This window comes from Mycobacterium sp. 4D054, assembly GCF_052245755.1.
In the GTDB taxonomy this organism is placed as follows: Bacteria; Actinomycetota; Actinomycetes; order Mycobacteriales; family Mycobacteriaceae; genus Mycobacterium.
Genome location: NZ_JBQQCF010000022.1, coordinates 23,614 through 47,733 on the forward strand (window position 1 = coordinate 23,614; position 24,120 = coordinate 47,733).

The 24,120-nt window shown below is 67.5% G+C and carries 24 protein-coding genes; 11 read left to right on the plus strand and 13 right to left on the minus strand.

What is annotated here, in order from left to right; translation table 11 throughout:
* Positions 1-702: a hypothetical protein gene (locus ACTWP6_RS16920; RefSeq protein ID WP_260755549.1), complete on the minus strand. Its 702-nt coding sequence runs from the start codon at positions 700-702 to the stop codon at positions 1-3.
* Between the two features lie 596 nt (positions 703-1,298).
* Here ACTWP6_RS16920 and ACTWP6_RS16925 point away from each other — a divergent pair.
* Complete coding sequence (locus ACTWP6_RS16925; protein ID WP_260755548.1) at positions 1,299-1,532, plus strand: hypothetical protein; 234 nt, start codon at positions 1,299-1,301, stop codon at positions 1,530-1,532.
* Between the two features lie 262 nt (positions 1,533-1,794).
* Here the strand turns inward: ACTWP6_RS16925 and ACTWP6_RS16930 are convergent, their stop codons facing one another.
* The 6 genes from ACTWP6_RS16930 to fadD3 are packed head-to-tail and all read right to left on the minus strand — an operon-like array spanning position 1,795 to position 8,738.
* Positions 1,795-2,970: an MFS transporter gene (locus tag ACTWP6_RS16930; protein WP_260755547.1), complete on the minus strand. Its 1,176-nt coding sequence runs from the start codon at positions 2,968-2,970 to the stop codon at positions 1,795-1,797.
* Positions 2,958-4,070 (minus strand): pyridoxal phosphate-dependent aminotransferase, encoded by a 1,113-nt coding sequence (locus ACTWP6_RS16935; protein ID WP_260757826.1) that lies wholly within the window; start codon positions 4,068-4,070, stop codon positions 2,958-2,960. The genes ACTWP6_RS16930 and ACTWP6_RS16935 overlap by 13 nt, the downstream gene beginning before the upstream one ends.
* A 51-nt stretch (positions 4,071-4,121) precedes the next feature.
* A complete protein-coding gene (ipdE2, locus tag ACTWP6_RS16940) occupies positions 4,122-5,063 on the minus strand; it encodes an acyl-CoA dehydrogenase IpdE2 (protein ID WP_443188307.1) in 942 nt (313 codons plus the stop codon).
* Positions 5,060-6,031, minus strand: coding sequence for an acyl-CoA dehydrogenase family protein (locus ACTWP6_RS16945; RefSeq protein WP_443188308.1), 972 nt, complete (start codon positions 6,029-6,031; stop codon positions 5,060-5,062). The genes ipdE2 and ACTWP6_RS16945 overlap by 4 nt, the downstream gene beginning before the upstream one ends.
* Positions 6,032-6,037: 6 nt before the next feature.
* Positions 6,038-7,162: an acyl-CoA dehydrogenase family protein gene (locus tag ACTWP6_RS16950; protein WP_443188309.1), complete on the minus strand. Its 1,125-nt coding sequence runs from the start codon at positions 7,160-7,162 to the stop codon at positions 6,038-6,040.
* A 1-nt stretch (position 7,163) separates the two neighbouring features.
* Positions 7,164-8,738 (minus strand): 3-((3aS,4S,7aS)-7a-methyl-1,5-dioxo-octahydro-1H-inden-4-yl)propanoate--CoA ligase FadD3, encoded by a 1,575-nt coding sequence (fadD3, locus tag ACTWP6_RS16955; RefSeq protein ID WP_443188310.1) that lies wholly within the window; start codon positions 8,736-8,738, stop codon positions 7,164-7,166.
* A gap of 58 nt (positions 8,739-8,796) precedes the next feature.
* Between fadD3 and ipdE1 the strand changes: the two genes are divergently transcribed.
* The 8 genes from ipdE1 (at position 8,797) to thpD (ending at position 16,076) form a co-directional block, all read left to right on the plus strand.
* Positions 8,797-9,960, plus strand: a complete 1,164-nt coding sequence (ipdE1, locus tag ACTWP6_RS16960; RefSeq protein WP_443188311.1) for an acyl-CoA dehydrogenase IpdE1 — start codon at positions 8,797-8,799, stop codon at positions 9,958-9,960.
* Positions 9,957-10,748, plus strand: coding sequence for a (5R,7aS)-5-hydroxy-7a-methyl-1-oxo-2,3,5,6,7,7a-hexahydro-1H-indene-carboxyl-CoA reductase (gene ipdF / locus ACTWP6_RS16965; protein ID WP_443188312.1), 792 nt, complete (start codon positions 9,957-9,959; stop codon positions 10,746-10,748). Before ipdE1 ends, ipdF begins: the two co-directional genes overlap by 4 nt.
* Positions 10,745-11,371: a TetR family transcriptional regulator KstR2 gene (kstR2, locus tag ACTWP6_RS16970; RefSeq protein WP_260755540.1), complete on the plus strand. Its 627-nt coding sequence runs from the start codon at positions 10,745-10,747 to the stop codon at positions 11,369-11,371. The genes ipdF and kstR2 overlap by 4 nt, the downstream gene beginning before the upstream one ends.
* The gene (fadA6, locus tag ACTWP6_RS16975; RefSeq protein ID WP_443188313.1) at positions 11,364-12,524 is read left to right on the plus strand and encodes a steroid 3-ketoacyl-CoA thiolase FadA6; all 1,161 of its coding nucleotides are present in this window, start codon (positions 11,364-11,366) and stop codon (positions 12,522-12,524) included. The genes kstR2 and fadA6 overlap by 8 nt, the downstream gene beginning before the upstream one ends.
* A gap of 435 nt (positions 12,525-12,959) precedes the next feature.
* A complete protein-coding gene (ectA, locus tag ACTWP6_RS16980; protein WP_260755538.1) occupies positions 12,960-13,424 on the plus strand; it encodes a diaminobutyrate acetyltransferase in 465 nt (154 codons plus the stop codon).
* An 18-nt stretch (positions 13,425-13,442) separates the two neighbouring features.
* On the plus strand, positions 13,443-14,732 hold the full coding sequence (gene ectB / locus ACTWP6_RS16985) for a diaminobutyrate--2-oxoglutarate transaminase (RefSeq protein WP_260755537.1): 1,290 nt from the start codon (positions 13,443-13,445) through the stop codon (positions 14,730-14,732).
* Between the two features lie 40 nt (positions 14,733-14,772).
* Positions 14,773-15,165, plus strand: a complete 393-nt coding sequence (locus tag ACTWP6_RS16990; RefSeq protein WP_260755536.1) for an ectoine synthase — start codon at positions 14,773-14,775, stop codon at positions 15,163-15,165.
* Entirely contained in the window at positions 15,162-16,076 is a 915-nt protein-coding gene (thpD, locus tag ACTWP6_RS16995; RefSeq protein ID WP_260755535.1) for an ectoine hydroxylase, read from the plus strand. The genes ACTWP6_RS16990 and thpD overlap by 4 nt, the downstream gene beginning before the upstream one ends.
* Positions 16,077-16,142: 66 nt before the next feature.
* Here thpD and ACTWP6_RS17000 read toward each other — a convergent pair whose 3' ends face one another.
* The 6 genes from ACTWP6_RS17000 to echA20 all read right to left on the minus strand — a co-directional run bounded on the left by ACTWP6_RS17000 (position 16,143) and on the right by echA20 (position 22,358).
* Positions 16,143-17,255: an NDMA-dependent alcohol dehydrogenase gene (locus ACTWP6_RS17000; RefSeq protein ID WP_260755534.1), complete on the minus strand. Its 1,113-nt coding sequence runs from the start codon at positions 17,253-17,255 to the stop codon at positions 16,143-16,145.
* Between the two features lie 67 nt (positions 17,256-17,322).
* Positions 17,323-18,867 carry a phospholipase D family protein gene (locus ACTWP6_RS17005; RefSeq protein WP_260755533.1) on the minus strand — a complete coding sequence of 515 codons (1,545 nt, stop codon included), beginning with the start codon at positions 18,865-18,867 and terminating at the stop codon, positions 17,323-17,325.
* Between the two features lie 35 nt (positions 18,868-18,902).
* Positions 18,903-19,976 carry a (3aS,4S,5R,7aS)-5-hydroxy-7a-methyl-1-oxo-octahydro-1H-indene-4-carboxyl-CoA dehydrogenase gene (ipdC, locus tag ACTWP6_RS17010; protein ID WP_260755532.1) on the minus strand — a complete coding sequence of 358 codons (1,074 nt, stop codon included), beginning with the start codon at positions 19,974-19,976 and terminating at the stop codon, positions 18,903-18,905.
* On the minus strand, positions 19,973-20,719 hold the full coding sequence (gene ipdB / locus ACTWP6_RS17015) for a cholesterol ring-cleaving hydrolase subunit IpdB (RefSeq protein WP_260755531.1): 747 nt from the start codon (positions 20,717-20,719) through the stop codon (positions 19,973-19,975). The genes ipdC and ipdB overlap by 4 nt, the downstream gene beginning before the upstream one ends.
* Positions 20,719-21,606, minus strand: coding sequence for a cholesterol ring-cleaving hydrolase subunit IpdA (gene ipdA, locus ACTWP6_RS17020; protein WP_260755530.1), 888 nt, complete (start codon positions 21,604-21,606; stop codon positions 20,719-20,721). The genes ipdB and ipdA overlap by 1 nt, the downstream gene beginning before the upstream one ends.
* A complete protein-coding gene (gene echA20 / locus ACTWP6_RS17025) occupies positions 21,603-22,358 on the minus strand; it encodes a (7aS)-7a-methyl-1,5-dioxo-2,3,5,6,7,7a-hexahydro-1H-indene-carboxyl-CoA hydrolase (RefSeq protein ID WP_260755529.1) in 756 nt (251 codons plus the stop codon). Before echA20 ends, ipdA begins: the two co-directional genes overlap by 4 nt.
* Positions 22,359-22,410: 52 nt before the next feature.
* Between echA20 and ACTWP6_RS17030 the strand changes: the two genes are divergently transcribed.
* Both ACTWP6_RS17030 and ACTWP6_RS17035 read left to right on the plus strand, forming a co-directional pair.
* Positions 22,411-23,199 carry an SDR family oxidoreductase gene (locus ACTWP6_RS17030; RefSeq protein ID WP_260755528.1) on the plus strand — a complete coding sequence of 263 codons (789 nt, stop codon included), beginning with the start codon at positions 22,411-22,413 and terminating at the stop codon, positions 23,197-23,199.
* Positions 23,200-23,214: 15 nt separating this feature from the next.
* A complete protein-coding gene (locus ACTWP6_RS17035; RefSeq protein WP_260755527.1) occupies positions 23,215-24,120 on the plus strand; it encodes an SDR family oxidoreductase in 906 nt (301 codons plus the stop codon).

Below are 24,120 nucleotides of genomic sequence, written 5' to 3' on the forward strand. Positions count from 1 at the left end.
TCAGCACCGTCCCGGGTCGGCGAGTGCAGGGGCGAAAGCCAGCCCGGCCACCCTGATGACCAAGGTGTCCGCACCCAGCGTGGCGGGGACGACGCGCACCAGATCCCGCGGCGCCGCCATGGAACGGCGCGGGTCCGTCGAGATCGGCGAACAGTCCTGCCAGCCGCCTCTGGACCACCTAGGTCTCCAGGCATCCCACGCTGCCGCAGTGACATTGCCTGCTGCCGTCGACTCCAAGCCGTCACGGATGCGGCCGATCGCCTGGTCGGCGGTTCGCACGGTTTCCGAAGGGCTCGGCACCTGGGCGTTCGGTATCCGCACCGCCTCACGGACGACGCCGCCCATGGACACCACACCCATCGTGATGGCGTCCACTTCGCGGGCCACTGACAGCGCAAGTAGTGAATCAGTCGGCCGCACAACAGGACTGGGGCGACCGACCTGAGACGGCGGCGGTGCCGGCGACTCTTCGACCAGATCGCGAGCGATCAGCTCTTCGACGAGGTCCTTGGTGATGGAGCGCGACAGTCGGGTGTGACGGGTCAATTCGGCTCGGCTGACGCAGCGCCGACGATCCACCAGCGTGAGCACCCTGGACAGGTTGCGGCGGCGGACGTCGTCGGTGTTGGTGCCCGCCGTCGCGGTCCGCGGGCTTCGCTCGTCTCTGACCCCGCGATACCCCTTCGTATCAAGCCTTGGCACTGGCGCAGACCACCTCTTATGTTCGCACGGGAAACAAAAACCAGCTCCTGTTGTTGGGAGCCTCCCGATGACTGTATTGCAGTCCAGCGTCCCGCGTTCGAAGCGCCGCCCCCAGCGTGCGGAAAAGATCTCCTTCGGGACTTGGCAAGCGCATCGGCGCCCGCAGCCGCGCCGAAGTGGGTGCCCGACCCGACCCGCACGACGATCAGGTGACCCCCCACCGCTTATCTTCCGCACGTCCTCTACCACGACCGGTGCTGTCGAAACCGGCGTCGTCGCCGTCCTCGCCTCGGCCGCCGCCTGTGGGGTCCTCGAAGGGTAATCGGCGATCGACGGTTCCAACGACTGGTGGCCACTGACGCCCGTCCAGTGCGACGACGACGACACCCTCATCTAGGGCCCCGCCCGCTGTGTCGATGCCGACGCTGCTCGATCCCGCGTCGACGAGGAGATCCCCCAGCTGCGCCGCCACCTTGAATGACGTCAGGCTTGCTGTGTCAGGGTCTGTGTGAGCCTTCGGCCGGGCGCCTCGATCTTGATTCGTGCCAAGCGTGTAGCGCTCTGGTAGACACGGACGCCATGCGGACACCTGGGATGTGGAATCAGATTCCGTCGGTGCTCGTAGCGCCGACCACATCGTGCAGGACACCGCAGAGAGTGTCCGCCCAGGCTCGATCATCTTGCTGCATGTTATGGCTGAAGGCCGCGCTGCGTCACGCGCTGCCGTGCCGGACATCATTGACCGGTTGCAGTCCGACGGCTACCGATTTATCACCGTCAGTGAACTGCTCGCGCTTAAGCCGCCGGGCCAGATGTACTCCTCGGTGTAGACCGGGCCGGGTCGCCGCCATCATCATCAGCGGGCGGGCCGGTACACCTTCGACCGGATGCTGCCGGACCGCCCCCGTGCGATCCTCGCGGTCGGGTCTGGGCGGCGCGCTGGTCGTGGCAGCGCGGAAACACCTGATGGACAGCGATTTCTATGTAGCGACGCTGTTGGGCATGGAACGCATCGAAGGTGCCAGGTTCTATGAATCCGACGGGCGGCACTCGACGGCGCGGCACGCGTCGAGGTCATCGGCGATACATCCGTCAGAGAGGTTCGGTACGGCCGCGAGCTCGACTGACTCCGCGGGTCGCCACCCCCGATACCGCCACGACCGCCGCCAGCCCGATGAAGCCCCACGGCACCCCGGCCGCCGCGGCGATGGCCGCCACCATGAGAGGGCCCGCCGCGTCGCCGCATTCACGGCCGACCTCGGCGGCCCCCATGGTCTGGCCCAGCCGCTCCTGCGGTGTCGACCGCGCCAGCATGGTGAACGCCAGCGGAGTGATCAGCCCGCACCCGGCGCCGATGACCACCGCGGCGCACAGAAGGCCCGCCATACCGGGGATCAATGCGGTCGCCAAACCCACCGCGGTGACCGCAATCCCGGTGGTGATGCCCCCGGTGACGGTGATGCGCCCGGCGTCCAGAGCCCGTCCGGCGGCGGGCTGCACCATCGCGGTGGTAAGGGCCAGCACCGAGACGACAGCCCCGGTGACGACCGGTGACAGCCCGGCCGCAGTGCCCAACACCGGCAGGAACCCGACCCCGACCGATAACGCCGCAGTGGCGGCTGCCAGCGCGAGTGTCGGTGTCACGAACGATGATTCGGAGAAGCGGCGCACCGTGTCGAGTAGGGTCTGCCGGGGCCGCGGCAGCGGCGTCACCACCGGCACCGCGACGGCGGCCCACACCGCGACGCCAGCCGCCAATACGGCCATCACGGCGAACAACGAGCGCATACCGCCCAGCGCGACGATGACACCGCCGAGCAGCGGCCCCAGGGTGTAGCCGACGGATTTGTACGAGCCGTAGGTGCCGAACGCGCCGCCGTGTCCGCCGGGCGGGGCGAGCATCGCCACGAGCGCCGACGCGGCGGGGGAGAACGCCGCCGCGCCGATACCCTGGCCGAACCGTCCCGCCCACAGCCATGCGGTGTCGTCGGCCACCGCGTAGGCCGCCGAGGCCGTCGCGAACATCACCAGACCGGCGATCAGCACCTTGCGCGCCCCGATCCGATCGGCCAGCGAGCCGAACACCGGTTTGAGCACCACTTCGGCACCGTCGTAGATCGCCAGGAGCGCACCGAGCGTCAGCAGCGAAGCCGCTGTACCCGTCGTGGTGGTGCCGAGGGTGCCCGCGACGGCGTGCGCGCCGAACGCGGTCGTGAAACCGGCGGCCAGCAGCGGCGCCCGCGCAGTTGCGGGCCTCAGGCCAGCCATGCCCCGATGCGGCGCAGCGCCTCGTCGAGGTCCGAGGACGGACCGGCGAACGACAGTCGCACGAAGGCTCCGCCGCGCACGGTGTCGAAGTCGACTCCCGGCGCGATCGCAACCCCGGTGTCGTCCAACAACTTCGAACAGAACGACAACGAGTCGGTGGTCAGATCAGACACGTCGGCGTACACGTAGAAAGCGCCGTCGGCAGGGGCCAGCCGGTCGATGCCGATCTTGGGTAGACCGTCCAGCAACAGCGCGCGGTTGGCGGCGTAGCCGTGCAGCAGCGATTCGGCTTCGACGACGGCTTCGGGAGTGAACGCCGACACGGCGGCGATCTGCGGCAGTGCGGGTGGGCAGATGGTGAAGTTGCCGGTCAGGCGGTCCACCGCACGTTTGAGCTCGTCCGGTACGAGCAGCCAACCGAGGCGCCACCCCGTCATCGCGAAGTACTTCGAGAAACTGTTCACCACAACGGATTCCCGGGAGGTCTGCCATGCGCAGCTGGTCTGCGCCGCACCCGGATAGACCAGCCCGTGGTACACCTCATCGCTGATCAGGCGCACCCCCGAAGACTCGCACCACGACGCGATCGCCGCGAGTTCCTCGGGCGCGATCACCGTGCCGGTCGGGTTGGCCGGGCTGGCCACGATGACGCCGGCCACCGGAGGAGCGAGGTCCTGCAGCATCTGCAGCGTCGGCTGGAACCGCGTCTCTGGCCCACAGGGCAGCTCGACGACCTCGCAGCCCAGCGCCGACAGGATGTTGCGGTAACACGGGTAGCCGGGGCTGGCGATGGCAACCCGGTCCCCTGCGTCGAAGCAGGCCAGAAACGCCAGCAGGAACCCGCCCGACGACCCGGTCGTCACCACGACGTCGCCGGGATCGACCGCGAGTCCGTGCCGCGTCGAGTACGAATCGGCGATGGCGGCGCGCAGCTCAGGAATGCCCAGCGCGACGGTGTAGCCGAGATCGTTGCGGTGCAACGCCGCGACGGCCGCGTCGCGGACCGCCGACGGAGCCCCGGCGCTGGGCTGGCCGGCCGACAGATTCACCAGGTCACCATGGGTGCGCTGGCGTTCGGCTGCGGCCAGCCACACGTCCATCACATAGAACGGCGGGATACCCGATCGCAGCGAAGGAGTCACCTCGCCAGGCTAGAACACCTCGGCTTCGAGCCGGTGGAGCTGCTCCCTCGGCGGTCCCAGCAGCGCGGCACTGCCGTGCGCCCGTTTGAAATACAGCTGGATGTCGCTCTCCCAGGTGATCGCGATGCCGCCGTGCATCTGGACGGCCTCGGCCGCGACCTTGCAGAACGCCTCGCTCGCCGCCAGCCGCGCCAACGTCGCCGCGGCCGGGGTCGGCTCGGACACCGCTTCGTCGACCACGGCCTTGGCCGACTGCACGGCCACGAAGAGGTCGGCCATCCGATGCTTGAGCGCCTGAAAACTGCCGATCGGCCTGCCGAACTGCACGCGGTCCTTGGTGTACTGCACGGTGAGCTCAAGACAGCGGGTCGCGGCGCCGACCTGTTCGGCGGCCAACAGGATCGCCGCCGTGTCGGCCAGCCCGGGATCGGCACCCAGCGGTGCCGTGTCGCCGGCCTCGACGGAGGCCAGCGGCCGCGTGATGTCCATGGCCACCGCGGGCGTGGCGGTGAACGACGTCCAACGGGTCAGCGTCTGGCCGTCGGCTGCGATCACGACATCGGCGACGTTACCGTTGACCACATACCCGGGGTCGAAGACGACCGTCCCGATCGCCGACCCCTCGGCAAGCCCCTCCAGGAGATCGGCGTCCGGCTCGTCGACCGAGAGCAGCGCCAGTTCCGCGAGCGTGGTGCCGAGCAGCGGCGTCGGCACCAGACCCTTCCCCAGCTCTTCGAGAACTGCTGCGGCATCGCCCAATTCGCCTCCGGCGCCGCCGAGCTCCTCGGGAACCACCAGCGCGGCGGCTCCGACTTGTTCGCAGAGCATCCTCCACAGCGACTCGTCGTAGCCTCGCTCGGACGCGGCGGCGTTGCGGACCGCCTCCGGCGAGGCATGCTTGCCGACGAGCGCGGCGACGGTGTCGCGCAGCAGGTCACGTTCTTCGCTCATTTGGTCAGTGCCTCCAAGACTCGCTGCCGGTGCCATGTCGGGTCGCCCCACGCCGGACGCAGTGCCTGAACCCGCAGCAGCAGCAGCGACAGATCGTGCTCCTGGGTGAAACCGATTGCCCCGTGGGTCTGCAACGACGACCGCGCCGACAGCAGGGCGGCGTCCGCGGCCGCCACCTTGGCAGCGCTGACGTCGCGCGCGGTGTCTGCCGATCCGTCGGCGAGTGACAGTGCCGCGCCGTACACCAGCGGCCGGGCCAGCTCGACGGCGATCAGTACGTCGGCCAGCTTGTGCTTGATGGCCTGATAGGTGCCGATCACCGTGCCGAACTGGCTGCGTTGCTTGGCGTACGCCACCGACGCGTCCAGCATCGCCTGTGCCGCCCCCACCAACAGAGCCGAGGTCGCGAGCGCGCCGAGCTCGAATGCGCGGGACACGTCGGCGGCTTTCGCATCACCGGACGCGCTGACATCGAACAGCTTCCGGCTCGGGTCCACCGACGCGTGTTCGGCGCCCACCGACGCGTCGCTGACCGAGCCGTCCTCGGCCAGCAGAACGAGCCCCGCGCTGTCGGCGTTCACGGCCCGGGGGACCAGAGGCGGCGCGGCGACGGTGGCGATCAGCTCGCCGGCGGCCAACGCGGAGCTGCGCTCGGCCCAGTCCTCATGGCCGGCGAGGAGCGCCGGAGCCACCGCGATCGACTCGGCGACTGGCCCCGGCACGTTCCACCGGCCGAGACGCTCCAGTGCCACCACGAGGTCCACCGGATGGGCATCGATGCCGTCGAATCTCTCGGGCACCATCAGCGCGGTCACACCCAGCTCGCCGAGTTGGGTCCATACCTTGCGACCGGGTGTGGTATCGCCGTCACCCCAGGCCCGCGCCGCGGCGGGCACATCGGCAGCGCCCAGCGCGGCGTCGATGCTCGCGGCGAAATCGCGCTGCTGTTCGTCGATCTCAAAATTCACGTTCGTCTACTTTCGGGGCAGGCCTAGGAGCCGCTCGGCGATGATGTTGCGCTGGATCTCGTTGGTGCCGGCGTAGATCGGTCCGCCGAGTGCGAAGAGCAGACCCTCGGTCACCGGATCCACGAGCTCACCGTCCGCCCCGCGCAGGTCCAGCGCGGTCTGGTGCAGCGCGACGTCGAGCTCGGACCAGAACACCTTGGTGATCGACGACTCTGCGCCCAGCTCACCGCCGTTGCTGACCCGGGTGACGGTGCCGAACGTGTGCAGGCGGTAGGCCTGCGCCTTGATCCACGCATCGGCCACCCGATCGGTGAACGCCGGGTCGGGGTTGTCTTTCCACTGTGCGACAAGGCGTTCCGCAGGGGCCAGGAAGCGGGCCGGACTGCGCAGCGACATGCCGCGCTCGTTGCTCGACGTGCTCATCGCGGCACGCCAGCCGTCGTGCACCCCGCCGATCACATCCCGGTCGGGAACGAAGACCTCGTCGAGGAAAATCTCTCCGAACCCGGTGTCGCCGCCCAGCTGTGCGATCGGGCGGACCGTGACCCCGTCGGCCTTCAGGTCGAACATGAAATAGGTCAAACCCTTGTGACGCTGGGCCTGCGGGTCGGAACGGAACAGGCCGAAGGCCCGCTCACCGAACACTGCGCGTGAACTCCAGATCTTCTGCCCGTTGAGCAGCCAGCCGCCGTCGGTCCTGGTCGCCGTCGAACGCAGCGAGGCCAGGTCGCTGCCGGATTCAGGCTCCGACCACGCCTGCGCCCAGATCTCCTCGCCGCTGGCCATTTTCGGCAGGATGCGGTCCAGCTGTTCCTCGGTGCCGTGTGCGAACAACGTGGGCGCCAACATCGAGGTGCCGTTGGCGCTGGCCCGGCCCGGCGCACCGGCGCGGAAGTACTCCTCCTCGTACACGATCCACTGCAGCAGCGATGCATCCCGTCCGCCGTACTTGGCCGGCCAGGTGATCACCGACAGGCCGGCGTCGAAAAGCGCCTTGTCCCAGCGGCGGTGCTGCTCGAACCCCTGGGCGGTGTCGTACGACTTGGTGGGGAACGCATCCCGGTTCGCGGCCAGGAACTCGCGCACCTCGGCCTGGAATTCCAGCGTGGCGTCGTCGAAGGTCAGGTCCAACTCAGGCCCTCTCACTGTGTTCGCGCAGCAGTGGCTTGACCACCTTGCCGCCCGGGTTGCGTGGAAGCGCGTCGAGGAATTCGACGCTTCGCGGGGTCTTGAAGTTCGCGAGATGCTCCCGCGTGTAGGCGATGACGGTCTTCTCATCCAGGGTGACGCCGGGCCTGAGGACCACGAACGCCTTTCCGACCTCGCCGAGGCGCTCGTCGGGTACCCCGATCACCGCAGCCTCGGCGACCCCGTCCAGGCGCGCGAGCACCTGCTCGATCTCGGCGGGGTAGACGTTGAAGCCGCCGCAGATGTACATGTCCTTGAGCCGGTCGGTGATCTTCAGGTTGCCTGCGTCGTCGAGCTCTCCGACGTCGCCGGTGTGCAGCCACCCCTCGGCGTCGATCGCCGCCGCGGTCGCTTCCGGGTCGTCGAGGTAACCCAGCATCACGTTGGGTCCGCGCAGCAAGACCTCGCCCTGATCCCCGATGCGCAGTTCGAAATCCGCGATCGGGCGCCCCGAGGTCGTCGCGACGGTCACCGCGTCGTCGTCGGCGCGGCACATCGTCCCGAAACCCGCCGCCTCGGTCAGCCCGTACGCGGTGAGCACAATGTCGATGTCGAGTTCGTTCTGCATCCGCTCGATCAACACGACGGGGATGGTCGCGGCCCCCGTCACCGCGAATCTCAGTGAGCTGAGGTCGTATTCGGCACGCTTGGGGTGGTCGAGCAGCGTCTGGTAGATCGTCGGCGGACCGGGCAGCACGGTGATGCCGTGCTGCCCCACGGCACGCATCGTGTTCTCGGGGTCGAATGTCAGCTCCGGGAACAGGGTGGCGCCGGTCTGGAGGCAGGCCAGGATGCCGGCCTTGTAACCGAAGTTGTGGAAGAACGGGTTGATGCACAGGTAGCGGTCGGAGCTGGACACCTCACCGCACGCCGCCCACGCCGCCGACGCGTCGAGCGACTGCCGGTGTGCGCAGCGCACACCCTTGCTGCGGCCGGTGGTGCCCGACGTGAACAGGATGTCGGAGACGTCGTCGTCGGCGACCGCCGCGACGCGCTCGTCGACCGCATCCATGTCGGTCCCCCGACCCATGAACTCGTGCCAGGACCCGTCGTCCTTCTCGATCGGGATCCGCACCACGTGGCGCAGCGCGGGCACCGCGTCACGGTCTACCGAACCGGCCTTGTCCGCGCCGAGGAACTCCCCGGAGGCGAACAGCAACGGCGCACCGGTGCGCGACAGGATGTCTTCGGCCTCTGTGGCGGTGTAGCGGGTGTTGAGCGGGACCAGGACGCCGCCGGCGTGGTGAATGGCCAGGCACGCGACCACCCAGTGCCAGGTGTTCGGCGACCAGATCGCCACCCGGTCGCCCGGTTTGATGCCCAGATCGATCATCGCCGCGGCGGCCCGGCGGACCTCGGCGCGCAGTTCGGAGAATGTGAGCGTCCTGGCCTGAGGGCCGCCCGCCACCACCGCGTCGTGGTCGGGAAGCTCGCGCGCGATCCGATCGAGAGCCGCGGGAGTGGTCCGCCGCCGGTCCCTTTCCCGGTCGCTGCGCTCCTGCCCACCGGCGGTCGTCATCGATGCTCCTCTAGGGATCGGCTACCCAAGCAAGTGCTTGGTAGGCTACCCTACAGGGGTGATAGAGGTCCAGGAGTTCAGGGCTGAGGTCCGCGACTGGCTCGCCGAGAATCTGGTCGGTGACTACGCCGCGCTGAAGGGTCTGGGAGGCCCCGGCCGCGAGCATGAGGCCTTCGAGGAGCGGCTGGCGTGGAACCGTCATCTGGCCGCCGCGGGGCTGACCTGTCTGGGGTGGCCTGAAGAGCACGGCGGCCGTGGTCTGTCGGTGGCGCACCGCGTCGCGTTCTACGAGGAGTACGCCAAGGCCAACGCCCCCGACAAGGTCAACCACCTCGGCGAGGAGTTGCTCGGCCCGACACTGATCGCGTACGGCACCCCCGAACAACAGAAGCGATTCCTGCCGAACATTCTCGACGTCACCGAACTGTGGTCGCAGGGTTACTCCGAGCCGGGCGCCGGCAGCGACCTGGCCAACGTGTCCACCACCGCGGCACTCGACGGCGATCAGTGGGTCATCAATGGACAGAAGGTCTGGACGTCGCTCGCGCACTGGGCTCAGTGGTGCTTCGTGGTGGCCCGCACCGAGAAGGGCTCCAAGCGGCACGCCGGCCTGTCCTATCTGCTGGTTCCGCTGGACCAGCCCGGGGTTGAGATCCGCCCGATCATCCAGCTCACCGGCGACTCCGAGTTCAACGAGGTGTTCTTCGACGACGCCCGCACCGACGCCGACCTCGTGGTGGGCGAGCCCGGCGACGGGTGGAGGGTGGCCATGGGGACACTGACGTTCGAGCGCGGTGTGTCCACACTCGGTCAGCAGATCCGTTATGCGCGTGAGCATTCCAACCTCGTCGAGTTGGCCAAGCGCACCGGCGCGGCTGACGACCCACTGATCCGGGAGCGGCTGACCCGGTCGTGGGCGGGTCTGAAGGCGATGCGCTCGTACGCGCTGGCGACCATGGATGTCGAAGGGGCGGCATCGGCCGCCGGAAAAGACTCAGTGTCGAAACTGTTGTGGGCGAACTGGCATCGCGAGCTCGGCGAGATCGCGATGGACGTCCAGGGGATGGCCGGGCTGACCCTGCCCGACGGCGAGTTCAGCGAATGGCAGCGGCTGTACCTGTTCTCCCGCTCGGACACCATCTACGGCGGATCCAACGAGATTCAGCGCAACATCATCGCCGAGCGGGTGCTCGGACTGCCCAGGGAGGCCAAAGGTTCATGACCGATCTTTCTGTCGCGCCCCCCGAGATCGAGGGCCACGGCCTGCTCAAGGGCAAGGTCGTGTTGGTGACCGCCGCGGCGGGCACCGGCATCGGGTCGACGACGGCGCGGCGCGCACTGCTCGAAGGCGCCGACGTCGTCGTGTCCGACTATCACGAACGCCGGCTGGGGCAGACGCGTGACGAACTCGCCGCGCTCGGGCTGGGCAAGGTCGACTCGGTGGTCTGCGACGTCACCTCCACCGAAGCCGTCGACGCGCTGATCAGCTCCACGGTGGAAAAGGCCGGCCGGCTCGACGTTCTGGTCAACAACGCCGGTCTGGGTGGCCAGACCCCGGTCATCGACATGACCGACGATGAATGGGACCGTGTGCTCAACGTGACGCTGACGTCGGTGATGCGTGCGACGCGCGCCGCGTTGCGCTACTTCCGCGACGCACCGCACGGCGGCGTGATCGTCAACAATGCCAGCGTGCTGGGTTGGCGCGCACAGCATTCCCAGTCCCACTACGCCGCGGCAAAGGCCGGTGTGATGGCCCTGACTCGTTGCAGTGCAATCGAGGCAGTCGAGTACGGGGTGCGCATCAACGCGGTGTCGCCCAGCATCGCCCGGCACAGGTTCCTGGAGAAGACCAGCAGTTCCGAGCTGCTGGACCGGCTCGCCGAGGGTGAGGCGTTCGGCCGCGCCGCCGAGCCGTGGGAGGTCGCGGCCACCATCGCGTTCCTGGCCAGCGACTACTCGAGTTACCTGACCGGCGAGGTGATCTCGGTGTCGAGCCAGCGCGCATGAGCGGTGAACAGGCCCCGCAGGCCAATACCCGGCGCGACGAGCTGCTCGCGCTCGCCGCGACGATGTTCGCCGAGCGCGGCCTGCGTGCCACCACCGTGCGTGACATTGCCGACTCGGCCGGGATCCTGTCGGGCAGCCTCTACCACCACTTCTCGTCCAAGGAGGAGATGGTCGACGAGGTGCTGCGCGGCTTCCTGGACTGGCTGTTCGCGCGCTACCAGCAGATCATCGAAACCGAGTCCAACCCGTTGGAGCGCCTCAAAGGTCTGTTCATGGCGTCATTCGAGGCCATCGCGACCCGGCATGCCGAGGTGGTGATCTATCAAGACGAGGCGAAACGGTTGTCCTCCCACGAGCGGTTCAGCTATGTCGAGGAACGCAACAAAGAGCAGCGCAAAATGTGGGTGGACGTGCTCACCCAGGGCATCGCGGAAGGCTATTTCCGCCCCGATGTCGACGTCGACCTGGTGTATCGGTTCATCCGCGACACCACCTGGGTGTCGGTCCGCTGGTACCAGCCCGGTGGACCGTTGACCGCGCAAGAGGTGGGCCAGCAGTACCTTTCGATCGTTCTCGGCGGGATAACCGCCGGGCCAACAAGCAAGGAGAGCAGCAATGGCTGAGGCGTATGTCATCGACGCTGTACGCACCGCGATCGGCAAGCGCAACGGGTCGCTGGCCGGCATGCATCCGGTCGATCTCGGTGCGGCGGGATGGCGCGGCCTGTTCGCGCGCAACGACGTCGACCCGGCCGCCGTTGACGACGTCGTCGCCGGCTGCGTCGACGCAATCGGCCCGCAGGCCGGCAACATCGCGCGGCTGTCCTGGCTCGCCGCCGGCTACCCGGAAGAAGTGCCCGGTGTGACCGTCGACCGCCAATGTGGTTCCAGCCAGCAGGCGATCTCGTTCGGTGCACAGGCGATCCTGTCGGGCACCGCTGATCTGATCGTCGCCGGCGGAATGCAGAACATGAGCCAGATCCCGATCAGCTCCGCGATGATCGTCGGCGAGCAGTTCGGATTCACTTCTCCGACAAACGAATCCAAGAGCTGGCTGCACCGTTACGGGGACCAGGAGATCTCGCAGTTCCGCGGCGCCGAGATGATCGCCGAGAAGTGGGACATCTCCCGTGAGGACATGGAGCAGTTCGCACTGACCAGCCACCAGCGCGCGCAGGCCGCGATCCGGGCGGGCCACTTCGAGAACGAGATCATCCCGGTCGACGTGGAAGGCGGCAGCTTCGCGATCGACGAGGGCCCGCGTGACACCTCGCTGGAGAAGATGGCGGGCCTGAAGACCCTCGTCGACGGGGGACGGCTGACCGCGGCGATGGCGAGCCAGATCTCCGACGGCGCCAGCGCCGTGCTGCTCGCCTCTGAGAAGGCGGTCAAGGAGCACGGCCTCAAACCCCGCGCGCGCATCCACCACATCAGCGCCCGCGGCGCCGATCCCGTGTTCATGCTCACCGGCCCTATCCCGGCCACCCGCTACGCGCTCGACAAGACCGGGCTGTCGATCGACGACATCGACACCGTCGAGATCAACGAGGCGTTCGCGCCGGTCGTACAGGCCTGGCTCAAGGAGACCAAGGCCGACCCGGATAAGGTCAACCCGAACGGTGGCGCGATCGCTCTCGGCCATCCGCTCGGCGCCACGGGCGCAAAGCTTTTCGCCACGATGCTGAACACGCTGGAGCGCACCGGCGGGCGCTACGGCCTGCAGACGATGTGTGAGGGCGGCGGCACCGCGAACGTCACGATCATCGAACGACTCTGAAGATCAGGTAACCGTGGCGCCACGCCGGTAAAGGCGTGCTCGTTCGTGTGTGGCCCGTCTCGCGCTGTCTTGTGAGATGGATCACCGCGCCGGAGCCAAGGTAACGATTTGATCACAGCTGAGAAGGTGCTGTGAGCTGCTGATGGGCGGAAACGCCGCCGTCAGCGCGCCGCAGCGGGAATGGGATTCCGTATCTGGGCGGCCATCGGAGGCTTGCGCGTCAAACCTTTGCCGGAATACGGTCGGAGCACCGATGACGTAACTGATGACGCACGAAAACTCTGTTCGGTGGTGATCTCAAAAGTGAACATACCTGTGCCGCCTGGCGCAGACCTTGCGCCGCGCACGTGGACAACCGCTGCGAAAAGCGCTGTGGTACGCAGCAATTCATGGGCCCGCTTTCTTCGGCGACCGTCTGATCGGGACGCGATCGCGATGCACGGTCTTGTTGCCGACACCGGCGTGCTCGATGTGAACTCGACGTACACCTATCTGCTGATGGCCACGGACTTTGCCGACACCACGATAGTGGCGGACCGGGACGGCGATCTCTGCGGTTTGATCACCGCCTACTTCCCCCCAGCCCGGCCCGACGTCCTATTCGTCTGGCAGGTCGCCGTCGCCGCTTCCGCGCGCGGTACCGGACTGGCCGGCGTCATGCTGGACACCTTGGTCGACAGGGTGCGGCGTGACCGCCACGGTCATCCGGTCACCGTCGAGGCCACCGTGTCACCGGACAACGCGGCCTCGCGGGCCTTCTTCGGCGCATTCGCCAGGCGGCACGGCGTCCGTATCGTCGAACAACCCCACTTCACCTCTGCTCAACTCGATTCCGGCGGAAACCACGAGGACGAGCCACTTCTGCGAATCGGTCCGCTCGCGACACCCCTGGTCGACTGACCACCACCGAAAGGACACATGTCAACTCCAGCCACCATCGTCCGTCCCGAAGAACCCGATCTCCCAGCGGTGTACAGCTCCGTCGAATCGGAGGTTCGCAGCTACTGCCGCGGCTGGCCGGCCACCATGGCTACCGCCCAGGGATCGTGGGTGACCGACACCTCTGGTTGCCGCTATCTTGATTTCTTCGCCGGCGCAGGGGCTTTGAACTACGGACACAACAATCCGATCCTCAAGGAGCCGCTGCTCGATTACCTGTCCAGCGACATGATCGTGCACTCGCTGGACATGGCGACCGAAGCCAAGACCCGCTTCCTCGAGACGTTCGAGCGGCTGATCCTGCGGCCGCGCGGACTCGACTACAAAGTGCAGTTCCCGGGACCGACCGGGGCGAACACGGTCGAGGCAGCGCTCAAACTCGCCCGCAAGGTGACCGGCCGCGAGTCGATCATCAGTTTCACCAACGCATTTCACGGAATGACGCTCGGGGCTTTGTCGGTCACCGGCAACTCGATGAAGCGCGCCGGTGCCGGAATCCCACTGGTCCATGCGACGCCGATGCCGTACGACAACTACTTCGGCGGGGTCACGGAGGATTTCCATTGGTTCGAGCGTGTGCTCGACGACTCCGGCAGCGGCCTGAATCGACCGGCTGCCGTCATCGTCGAAACCGTACAGGGCGAAGGCGGTCTCAACGTGGCGCGGGTGGAGTGGCTGCGCGGGCTGGCCGAGTTGTGTCAGCGTCGTGAGATCCTGCTCATCGTCGACGATGTCCAGATGGGGTGCGGGCGGACAGGTCCGTTCTTCAGCTTCGAAGAGGCCGGTATCGTCCCCGATATCGTCACGCTGTCGAAGTCGATCAGCGGTTATGGACTGCCGATGGCGCTGACCCTGTTCCGCCGCGAACTCGACGTATGGGCTCCCGGTGAGCACAACGGGACCTTCCGGGGCCACAACCCGGCTTTCGTCACCGCCGCCAAAGCGCTCGAAACCTATTGGGAGACCGAAACATTCGTCGAGGACACACTGGCCAAAGGTCAGCGGGTTCGAGAGCGGCTCGACGGTATCGCCGCGAGCCACCCGGGCATCAGTGCCCGTGGGCGCGGGTTGGCCCAGGGGCTGAAGTTCGAGGATGCGGCGCTGGCGGGTGCGGCGTGCGCCGCCGCGTTCGAGCGGGGCCTGCTGATGGAGACCAGCGGTCCGTCCGACGAGGTGATCAAGCTACTACCCCCGCTGACGACATCCGAAGAGGAGCTGGACACAGGCATCGACATCCTCGCCGAGTCGATCGCGGTGACCGTCGCCTGAACGACCGCCGAACCATCTACAGAAAGGAGCGTGCAGACCGTTGATCGTCCGCACCACTGACGAGATTACCGGGACGAATCGCGATGTGGCAGCCAAGCATTGGCGGTCCAAGCGGATCATCCTGGCCGACGACGGCGTCGGGTTCTCTTTTCACGAGACCACCATCGACGCGAACTCGGTGAGCGAGTTCCACTATCAGCACCATGTGGAGGCCGTCTGGGTCGTGGAGGGCACAGGCACGCTCACCGATCATGAGACCGGCGAGGTGTATCCCTTGCGGCCCGGCACCATGTATCTGCTCAACGGTCATGAGCGGCACCGGGTCACCTGTGAGACCACGATGCGCATGCTATGTGTGTTCAACCCGCCCGTCACCGGCCAGGAGGTCCACGACGAGAACGGCGCCTACCCCCCGGCGGTGCGGGCGAGTTGAGTTCCGAGCATCCCTCGCAGAGCGCAGACCGGTACCCCACCCGGCTCGATGAGCAGATCGACCCGATCACGCGCGCGGAGCCGACGGTCTGGGGTACATCGGCCCACGGCCCGCTCGCCGAATCTGATCTGCAGTCCATGGCGCGCAACGGCTATCTGGTGCGGTCCGACACCGTGGAGGCGGCCTGGCTGCCGGCGTTGACCGCAGAACTCGACCGCGTTGCGGCGACATCGGACGGGCAGGACCCACGGATCATCCGCGAGCCCGGTGGCAGCGTCCGGTCGGTGTTCCAGCCGCACCTGTTCAGCGATCTGATCGGCGAGGTCGTCACCCTCGACACCGTGCTTCCCGTCGCCCGTCAGCTTCTGGGTAGCGACGTTTATCTGCATCAGGCGCGCATCAACATGATGCCCGGCTTCACCGGCACCGGCTTCTACTGGCACTCCGATTTCGAGACCTGGCACGCCGAGGACGGCATGCCCGAGATGCGTGCGGTCTCATGCTCGATCGCGCTGACGCAGAACTTTCCATACAACGGCTCGTTGATGGTGATGCCCGGGTCGCACCGGGTGTTCTACCCCTGCGTCGGTGCCACACCCCGCGACAATCACGCGTCGTCATTGGTCAAGCAGGAGATCGGCGTACCGAGCCGCGCCACCTTGACCGCAGCCGCCGATCGGCACGGCATCGAGCAGGTCACCGGGCCCGCGGGAACCGCGCTGTGGTTCGACTGCAACATCATGCACGGATCGGGTTCGAACATCACGCCGTACCCAAGGTCGAACATCTTTCTGGTGTTCAACTCTGTGCAGAACCGGCTGGTGGCGCCGTACCGGGCCGAAACCCCGCGTCCGGAGTATCTGGCGGCTCGCACGAGCCACCCATTCAGCACCCCTGCCCTCGCCGGCTGACGCCGAAATCGCATTCCACGCGCCGTTTTTCGCGAAATCCGCACGTGGAATGCGATTTCGGCGGGCTCAGTGGTCGTGCAGGATCACGCCGCGGATGTTGCGTCCGGAGCGCATGTCCTCGTAGCCCTCGTTGACCTCGGCCAGCTTGTACTCGTGGGTGACGGTCTCGTCCAGCAGCAACTTGCCCTCGCGGTACAGCGACAGCAGCCGCGGGATGTCGGCGCGCGGGTTGGCCTCGCCGTAGAGGCTGCCGAGCAGCCGCTTCTGGAACAGCGTGAACATCATCATGCCCAGCGTCGGCTGATTATCGGCCATCGTCGACAGCGCCGTCATCACCACGGCCCCGCCCTTGCGGATGATGTTGGCAGCCTCCTCGAGCATCGAGCCCTCCAGCAGACCGACGGTCAGGATCGCCGAGTCGGCCATCACCCCGCGGGTGAGCTCGGCGACCAACGCGGTCGCCTCTTCCATCGAGGTCACGAAGTGTGTGGCACCGAACCGGAATGCCAAGTCCCGCTTCGATTCCACCGGTTCGACGACGACGATCTTCTCGGCGCCGGCCAGCCGGGCGCCCTGGATCGCGCCGCTGCCGATGCCGCCCAACCCGATGACGACGACGGTGTCGCCGGGGGAGACGTCGGCGGTGTTGACCGCCGAACCCCAGCCGGTGGTGACGCCGCAGCCGAGCAGGCACGCCCGCGACAGCGGCAGGTCGTCGTCGATCTTGACGATGGACGCCTCCGGCACGGTCCCGTACTGGGAGAACGTGCCGACGAGCGCCATCACGCCGACGTCCTGTCCGCGGATGTGGCGGCGGTAGGTGCCGTCGAGCTGAGTGCCGGCCATGATCATCGCGCCGAGGTCGCATAGGTTCTGATGGCCGGTCGAGCAGAACCGGCACCGCCCACAGGCGGGCAGGAACGACGCCACGACGTGGTCGCCCGGCGCGAGACCGACGACGCCCGGACCGACCTCGCGGACGATACCCGCACCCTCGTGGCCGCCGATCAGGGGCAGCGGGGCGGGCAGATCGCCGGTGCGGATGTGTTCGTCGGAATGGCACAGACCGGTGGCCTCCCAGGACACCAGCACCTCACCGTCACCCGGCGGATCGAGGTCGATTTCCTCCACCGTCCAGTCTCCGCCGTACTCCCACAGAATCGCCGCGTTGGTCTTCATGCGGCCGAGTCTAGGAAGCTCGCATCGAGCGCACGGCGGAATCGCTGGACGCGTGTCAAATGTGTGATCACCACCGGCCCCGGACGCGGTCGCGGTAGTTCCGCCCGCCCGGGTCGTAGAACATCCGGTAGGCCGGTCCCGCCCACAGCCGGGTCAACCGGCTCAGCCGCTCGGGCCGGTGCGGACGCAGTCGGCCCGCCGGGCGCGGACCCTGCCGCCCGGCCCTGTGCCAGTCTTCGAGTGCCTCAGCCGAGGCGATGATCTCCGCGACAGCGGTGTGTGGTTCGGCCAGCCCGCCGTCCTGGCTACCGTCCTCGGCACGGTCGAGGTGCTCACGCAGCAACCGCAGCCGCAGATCCCGCGCGAACACGCCGTCGTCGTCCAGCACCGCGCACGACAGCTCGCTGTCATGGGTCCAGGACCGTCGGTTGAAGTTGTCGCTGCCGACGCTGGCCCACACGTCGTCCACCACGCATACCTTCGCATGTACGTAGACAGGTGTACTCCAATGGTTTTCGAGGTCGAACACATGCACACGCTCAGGGCTGACCCGGCTGCAGGCCTCGATCGCCTCGCGACGGCCGATCAGGTTGGGCGGCAGCGCCAGCCTGCCGTCGACATCGGGATGACGCGGGACCACGGCCACCAGATGCAGGTCAGGATTGTCGGCGAGGGCACCGGCGAACAACTGAGCCACCCGCTTCGACCACAGATACTGGTCCTCCAGATAGATCAGCCGGCGGGCGCGGCGTACCGCCTTGCTATATCCCCTGGCGATGCTCCGCTCGCCGTCAGGGGCGAAATCGTACTCGAAATGCGCGTCGGGATAGGTGCGCAGCACCTGTACCGTGTGCCGCCCGCAGGGCGGTGGGTCGGGCGGTTGTTCGGGTAGTTCACCGGGTTCGAGGTCGGCGCCGCGCAGCTTGTCGCGGATCCAGGCGACCGGCGACAGCATGTCCAGCTGGGCGGGGTCGGTCCAGCGCTCTCGGAACGCGGTATCCAGCGCGCCGACCACCGGGCCCTGCAGCCGCAGCTGCACGTCATGCCACGGCGGGTGGTCACCGTAGCTTTTCGCCATCCGGACCGCTTGAGGGTCCCCGCGATGAGATGCGTCGTCGCGCCGGGAATGGCACAGGTCGATTCCTCCGGCGAAGGCGACGTCACGGTCGGGGGCGTCCGGATGGCGCAGCACGACGAGCTTCTGGTGGTGGGAACCGCCGAAGCGGACCCGCTGGTCGAGCAGCACCTCTCCGCCGGCCTTCTCGATCGCCTCGCCCAGGTGCTGGTTCTCTTCCTCGCTGTAGGCGAATCTGTCGAGATGCGAACGCCACACGAGACCTTTGACCACGACGCCGCGCTCGGCGGCGTGGCAGAAGAGCTGGGCGACTGTCGGTCCGTCGTCACGCATCTTCTGGCCGGGGTCACCGCGCCAGTCGGTGAAGAACAGGTGGTCACCGGCGCGTAACGCCTCCACTTCGGTGACCAGCTGGTCGAAGTAGGTCGCGCCGTGGATCAGCGGCTCCGCGCGGCTGCCCGCACACCAGGCGGGCAGCCGGGAGTGAGGGTTGCCGCGCTCCTCTTCGGTGAGGAACCACTCCGCGAGATCCGACATGCGTTCTCAATACCCGAAGCATGCCCGGTGAAGACCTACCCGGTGATCATGCCCGTGGCAGAGCGAAGATGCTCGATGGCATCGGCGACGATCGCGGGCACCAGCTCCGCGCACGACGGCAGATCCTCGATGATCCCGGCCACCTGACCCGAGGCCAGCACACCGGCCTCGGTGTTGCCCTCGACCAGACCCGCCTTGAGCAGCATCGGGGTATTGGCGGCCATCACCACCTGCGACCAGGTCAGGTCCTTACCGTGCCGCATGGCCAGCCCGTCGGTGATCATCGACTTCCAGGTCATGCCGGACATCTTCTTGAACTTCTGAGCGTTGAGCACCGCCGCCGAGAGGCCCCGGACCGGCGAACCGCTTTCCAGCTTCTCGACCAGCCCGGTGCGCAGCACGCGGTGCGGCATACCGTCGACCTTGGTCGACACCACGGTGCCGTCCAGCGCGGCGTTCAGATAGCGCTGTTTGACCGCATCGGGCACCGTCGAGTCCGACGTCAGCAGGAACCGGGTGCCCATCGCGACCCCCGCGGCGCCGTAGGACAGCGCGGCGGCAAGACCCCTTCCGTCGAAGAAGCCGCCCGCGGCGATCACCGGCATCCCGGTGCCGGCGACGGCGTCGAGCACGGACGGCAGCAGCAGCGTGGTCGCGATCGGGCCGGTGTGCCCACCGCCCTCGCCGCCCTGCACGATCACCGCGTCGGCGCCCCAGCCGGCGACCTTCTTGGCGTGTTTGGCCAGGCCGACCGACGGAATGACCACCACTTGAGCGTCTTTCAGTTTCGCGATCAGTTCCGGCTTCGGCGCGAGAGCGAATGACGCGACCTTGACGCCTTCGCGGATCAGCAGGTCGACGCGCTGGTTCGCATCACCGGCGTCGGCGCGGATGTTGATCCCGAACGGCTTGTCGGTGGCAGCCTTGACCTTGGCCACCGCGGTGGTGAGCTCCTCGAGCGTCATGGTCGCCGAGGCCAGAATTCCCAGACCGCCGGCATTCGAGGTCGCCGAGACCAGCCGCGCGCCGGCCACCCATCCCATCCCGGTCTGCACCACCGGATGCTCGATGCCGACCAGTTCGGTCAGCGGCGTGCTGAGCCGACTCATACCTTGACTTCCCTGTCCCGCAGCGATTTCGGGTCGATCACCTCACGCAGCAGCTTCTGCTCCTCGGCTGACGGAAGCCGGGTGCTCTCGGCCTCGCCGAGGCCGTGCACCTCGAATGAGGTGTTCTCCGCGACCTGGTCCGGTTCGACACCGGGGTGCAGCGACACGGCGCGCATCTGGTGGTCCGGGCCGTTGAAGTCGAACACGCCGAGGTTGGTGACCACCCGGTAGACGTTGACGAACCGGTAGGCCGGATTGTCGGGATCGACTTTGTCCCAACCGATGCCGGACACGATGTCGACTTCAGTGCCGAACACGCGCTTGGAATGGTTGCCCACCCAGTAGCTTGTGGCGTGGTTGATCGTGTTCCCGGGTGCGCCCCGCACGCCGAACATCTGGCGGGTCGGATGCTGCAGCGGACCGAACGCGGACAGGTTCTGATTGCCGTAGCGGTCGATCTGGTTGGCGCCCATCACGACATGCCGGCGGCCCCACGCCAGCGTCTCGAAGACGCGGCCGAACGGCATCCAGCCCTCGATCGCCGCGGCGGCGCCGATGGCCGGGGTGTCGGCGATCAGGCGGGCCTCCCCGTCGGTCAGCACGATGTCGGGGGAGAACGTCAACCGGGCCAGCCGGGCGCCGATCGACACGATGGTGGTCATCGGGCTGACCATGATCTCGCCTGCGTCGCGGAACAATTCGGCGCACGCGACGGCACAGATCTCGGCGCGGGTGGTGGACATCACTTCGACGCCTCCAATGCTTCTTTGAACCTGCGCACCGCGGCCTGGTAGTCGGCCTCGCTGCCCGACAGGTAGGTCTTGACGAACTCGGCCCATGCCTCGTCGGAGCCGGCCGCCTCGGCGTAGTGGCGCTGGAACTTCTCGTCGCGCCGGTAGTCGGGCTCGGCCGTGGTGAAGTGGGCGCCGTTGGGCGCCTCCACCACCGTGTCGACCATCATCCGGTTGACCAGCAGCGCTTGCGGCGGAACAGATTTCACCAGTTCCTCGGTGGATACCACCTTGTCCACCGACAGCAGCCGTTGCTGTGCCGACATCAGGAACAGGTCGTCGAAGTACGGGTCGATGCCGGTATAGGCGGCATTGCCCCGCTCGTCGCCGAGATTGAGGTGCACCAGCGCCACGTCCAGGTTAAGCGCCGGCATCGCGATGAGCTCTTCGTGGCCGGAGCCCGTCGGGTAGGGCGATCGCACGGTCTTGAGTTCATCGCCCCAGAACGCGCGGACGTCGCTGCCGAGACCGGCCCGGATCGGCAGGAACGGCAGTCGCTGTGCGGCTGCCTGCAGGCCGCAGCGCAGCATGCCCTCGTCCATCTCGCGGGCCTCGATCGAGCCCGAGGTGCGCGCCCTGGCGAACCACGGATCGTAGAACGGCGGTGAGTCCAGCGACACGAAGCCGTAGTAGACCCGCTTGACCTTGCCGGCCGAGCACAGCAGCCCGAGGTCCGGGCCGCCGTAGGTCACCACGGTCAGGTCGGTGACATCGGTGCGCAGCAACGCGCGGACCAAGGCCATCGGCTTGCGCCGCGACCCCCACCCGCCGATGCCGATGGTCATCCCGCTCTCGATCGAGGACACCGCCTCGTCCAGAGTTTTTCTCTTGTCTGTCACTGTTTCCCCTTGTCCGTGCCCGCGAAGGCGTCGCGGTGCTCGTCGGACACGCCGGCGAGGTTGAGTTCGAACGTGAAGCCCTGTTCCATCCGGTATCTCGCGTTGACGGGCTGGACGTCGATGAAGTTCAGCGCCTCCTTGGCCGCGCGGATCACCCGGGTGTCTTTCGATGCGATGTCGCGCGCGACGCGCAGCGCGGCCTCGTCGAGTTCGGCCCGCGGCACCACCTCGTGCACCGACCCGAAGTGGTGCAGCGTGTCAGCGGTGACGGTGGCGGCCGTGAAGAACAGTCGCCGCATCAGGTGCTGGGGCACCAGTCGCGAGAGGTGGGTGGCCGCGCCGAGTGCGCCGCGCTCGACCTCGGGCAACCCGAACTTCGCGTCGTCGGAGGCGACGATGACGTCGGAGTTGCCGACCAGGCCGATGCCCCCGCCGACGCAGAAGCCGTTCACCGCTGCGACGACGGGCACCGCGCACTCGTAGACCGACCGAAACGCTTCGTAGCAACCGCGATTGGCATCGATCAGCGCGGTGAACCCTTCGGTGTTCTGCATCTCCTTGATGTCGACGCCGGCGTTGAAGCCGCGTCCTTCGGCCCGCAGGATCACCACATGGGTGCTCTGGTCGCGCCCGGCGGCGGTGACGGCGTCGGCCAGCTCGAACCAGCCGCGCGACGGAATCGCGTTGACGGGTGGGTAGTCGACCGTGACGGACACGATGCCCGGCTCCACGGTCTTTGTGGTGATCGGCATGCAAACTCCTGGGTCGCTACCTAAGCAAGCACTTGCTTGGTACGCTAGCACAGTGACTGACGCCGTCGACAGTGCCCGCAGCGGCATCGCGCTGGGCCTGGCCGGACGCATCGTGCTCGTCACCGGTGGGGTGCGCGGCGTGGGTGCCGGCATCAGCAAGGTCTTCGCCGACCAGGGCGCCACCGTGGTGACGTGCGCGCGCCGCCCGGTCGAGGGATCCCCGTATGAATTCCGGCCGTGCGACATCCGCGAGGATGAGTCGGTCAAGGATCTGGTCGACGGGATCGTGGCCGACCACGGCCGGCTCGACGTGGTGGTGAACAACGCCGGCGGGTCTCCCTACGTGCTGGCCGCGGAGGCGTCGGCCAAGTTCAGCGCCAAGATCTTGCAACTGAATCTTCTTGGCGCACTGTCAGTCTCGACTCACGCCAACGCGGTGATGCAGCGCCAGCCTGCCGGCGGCTCGATCGTCAACATTTCCAGCGTCAGCGGGCATCGGCCCACTCCCGGCACCGCGGCGTACGGCGCCGCGAAGGCCGGCATCGACAACCTCACCGCGACGCTGGCCGTGGAATGGGCGCCGAAGGTCAGGGTGAACTCTGTCGTGGTCGGCATGGTGGAGACCGAGCAGTCGGAGCTCTTCTACGGAGACGCCGAGTCGATCGCGGCGATATCGAAGAACGTGCCGCTGGGGCGGCTGGCCAAACCCGAGGACATCGGTTGGGCCACAGCGTTTCTGGCCTCCGAAGCGGCGTCCTACATCAGCGGTGCGTCGCTGGAGGTGCACGGTGGCGGGGAACCGCCGCACTACCTGTCGACCACCACTGCCGACATCAAGTAAGGAGAGAAACGAACAATGGGACTGCTCGACGGCCGCGTGGTGATCGTGACGGGTGCTGGTGGCGGAATCGGTAGGGCGCACGCGCTGGCGTTCGCCGCCGAGGGGGCGCGCGTCGTGGTCAATGACATCGGCGTCGGACTCGACGGGTCGCCGGCAGGTGGCGGCAGTGCCGCCCAGGAAGTCGTCGACGAGATCGTCGCCGCCGGTGGGGAAGCGGTCACCAGTGGCGCCAACGTGGCTGACTGGGCGCAGGCCGAGGGCCTGATCCAGACGGCGGTCGAGCGCTTCGGCGGTCTCGATGTGCTGGTGAACAACGCCGGCATCGTGCGCGACCGGATGTTCGCCAACACCAGCGAGGAAGAGTTCGACGCCGTCACCGCGGTGCACCTGAAGGGGCACTTCGCGACGATGAAGCACGCCGCCGCATACTGGCGGGCCAAGTCCAAGGCCGGAGAGACCGTGGACGCGCGCATCATCAACACCAGTTCCGGTGCGGGACTTCAGGGCAGCGTCGGTCAGGCCAACTACAGCGCGGCCAAGGCCGGTATCGCGGCGCTGACGCTGGTCGCCGCCGCCGAGATGGGCCGCTACGGCGTGAGCGTGAACGCGATCGCCCCGTCGGCGCGCACCCGGATGACCGAGACCGTGTTCGCCGACATGATGGCCACCCAGGACAAGGACTTCGATTCGATGGCGCCGGAGAACATCTCGCCGCTGGTGGTGTGGCTGGGCAGTGTCGAGTCACGCGATGTCACCGGCAGGGTGTTCGAGGTCGAGGGCGGCAAGATCCGCGTCGCCGAAGGCTGGGCGCACGGCCCCGAGATCGACAAGGGCGCCCGATGGGATCCTGCCGAGCTGGGGCCCGTGGTTTCCGACCTACTGGCCAAGGCGCGCACACCGGTGCCGGTCTACGGCGCCTGA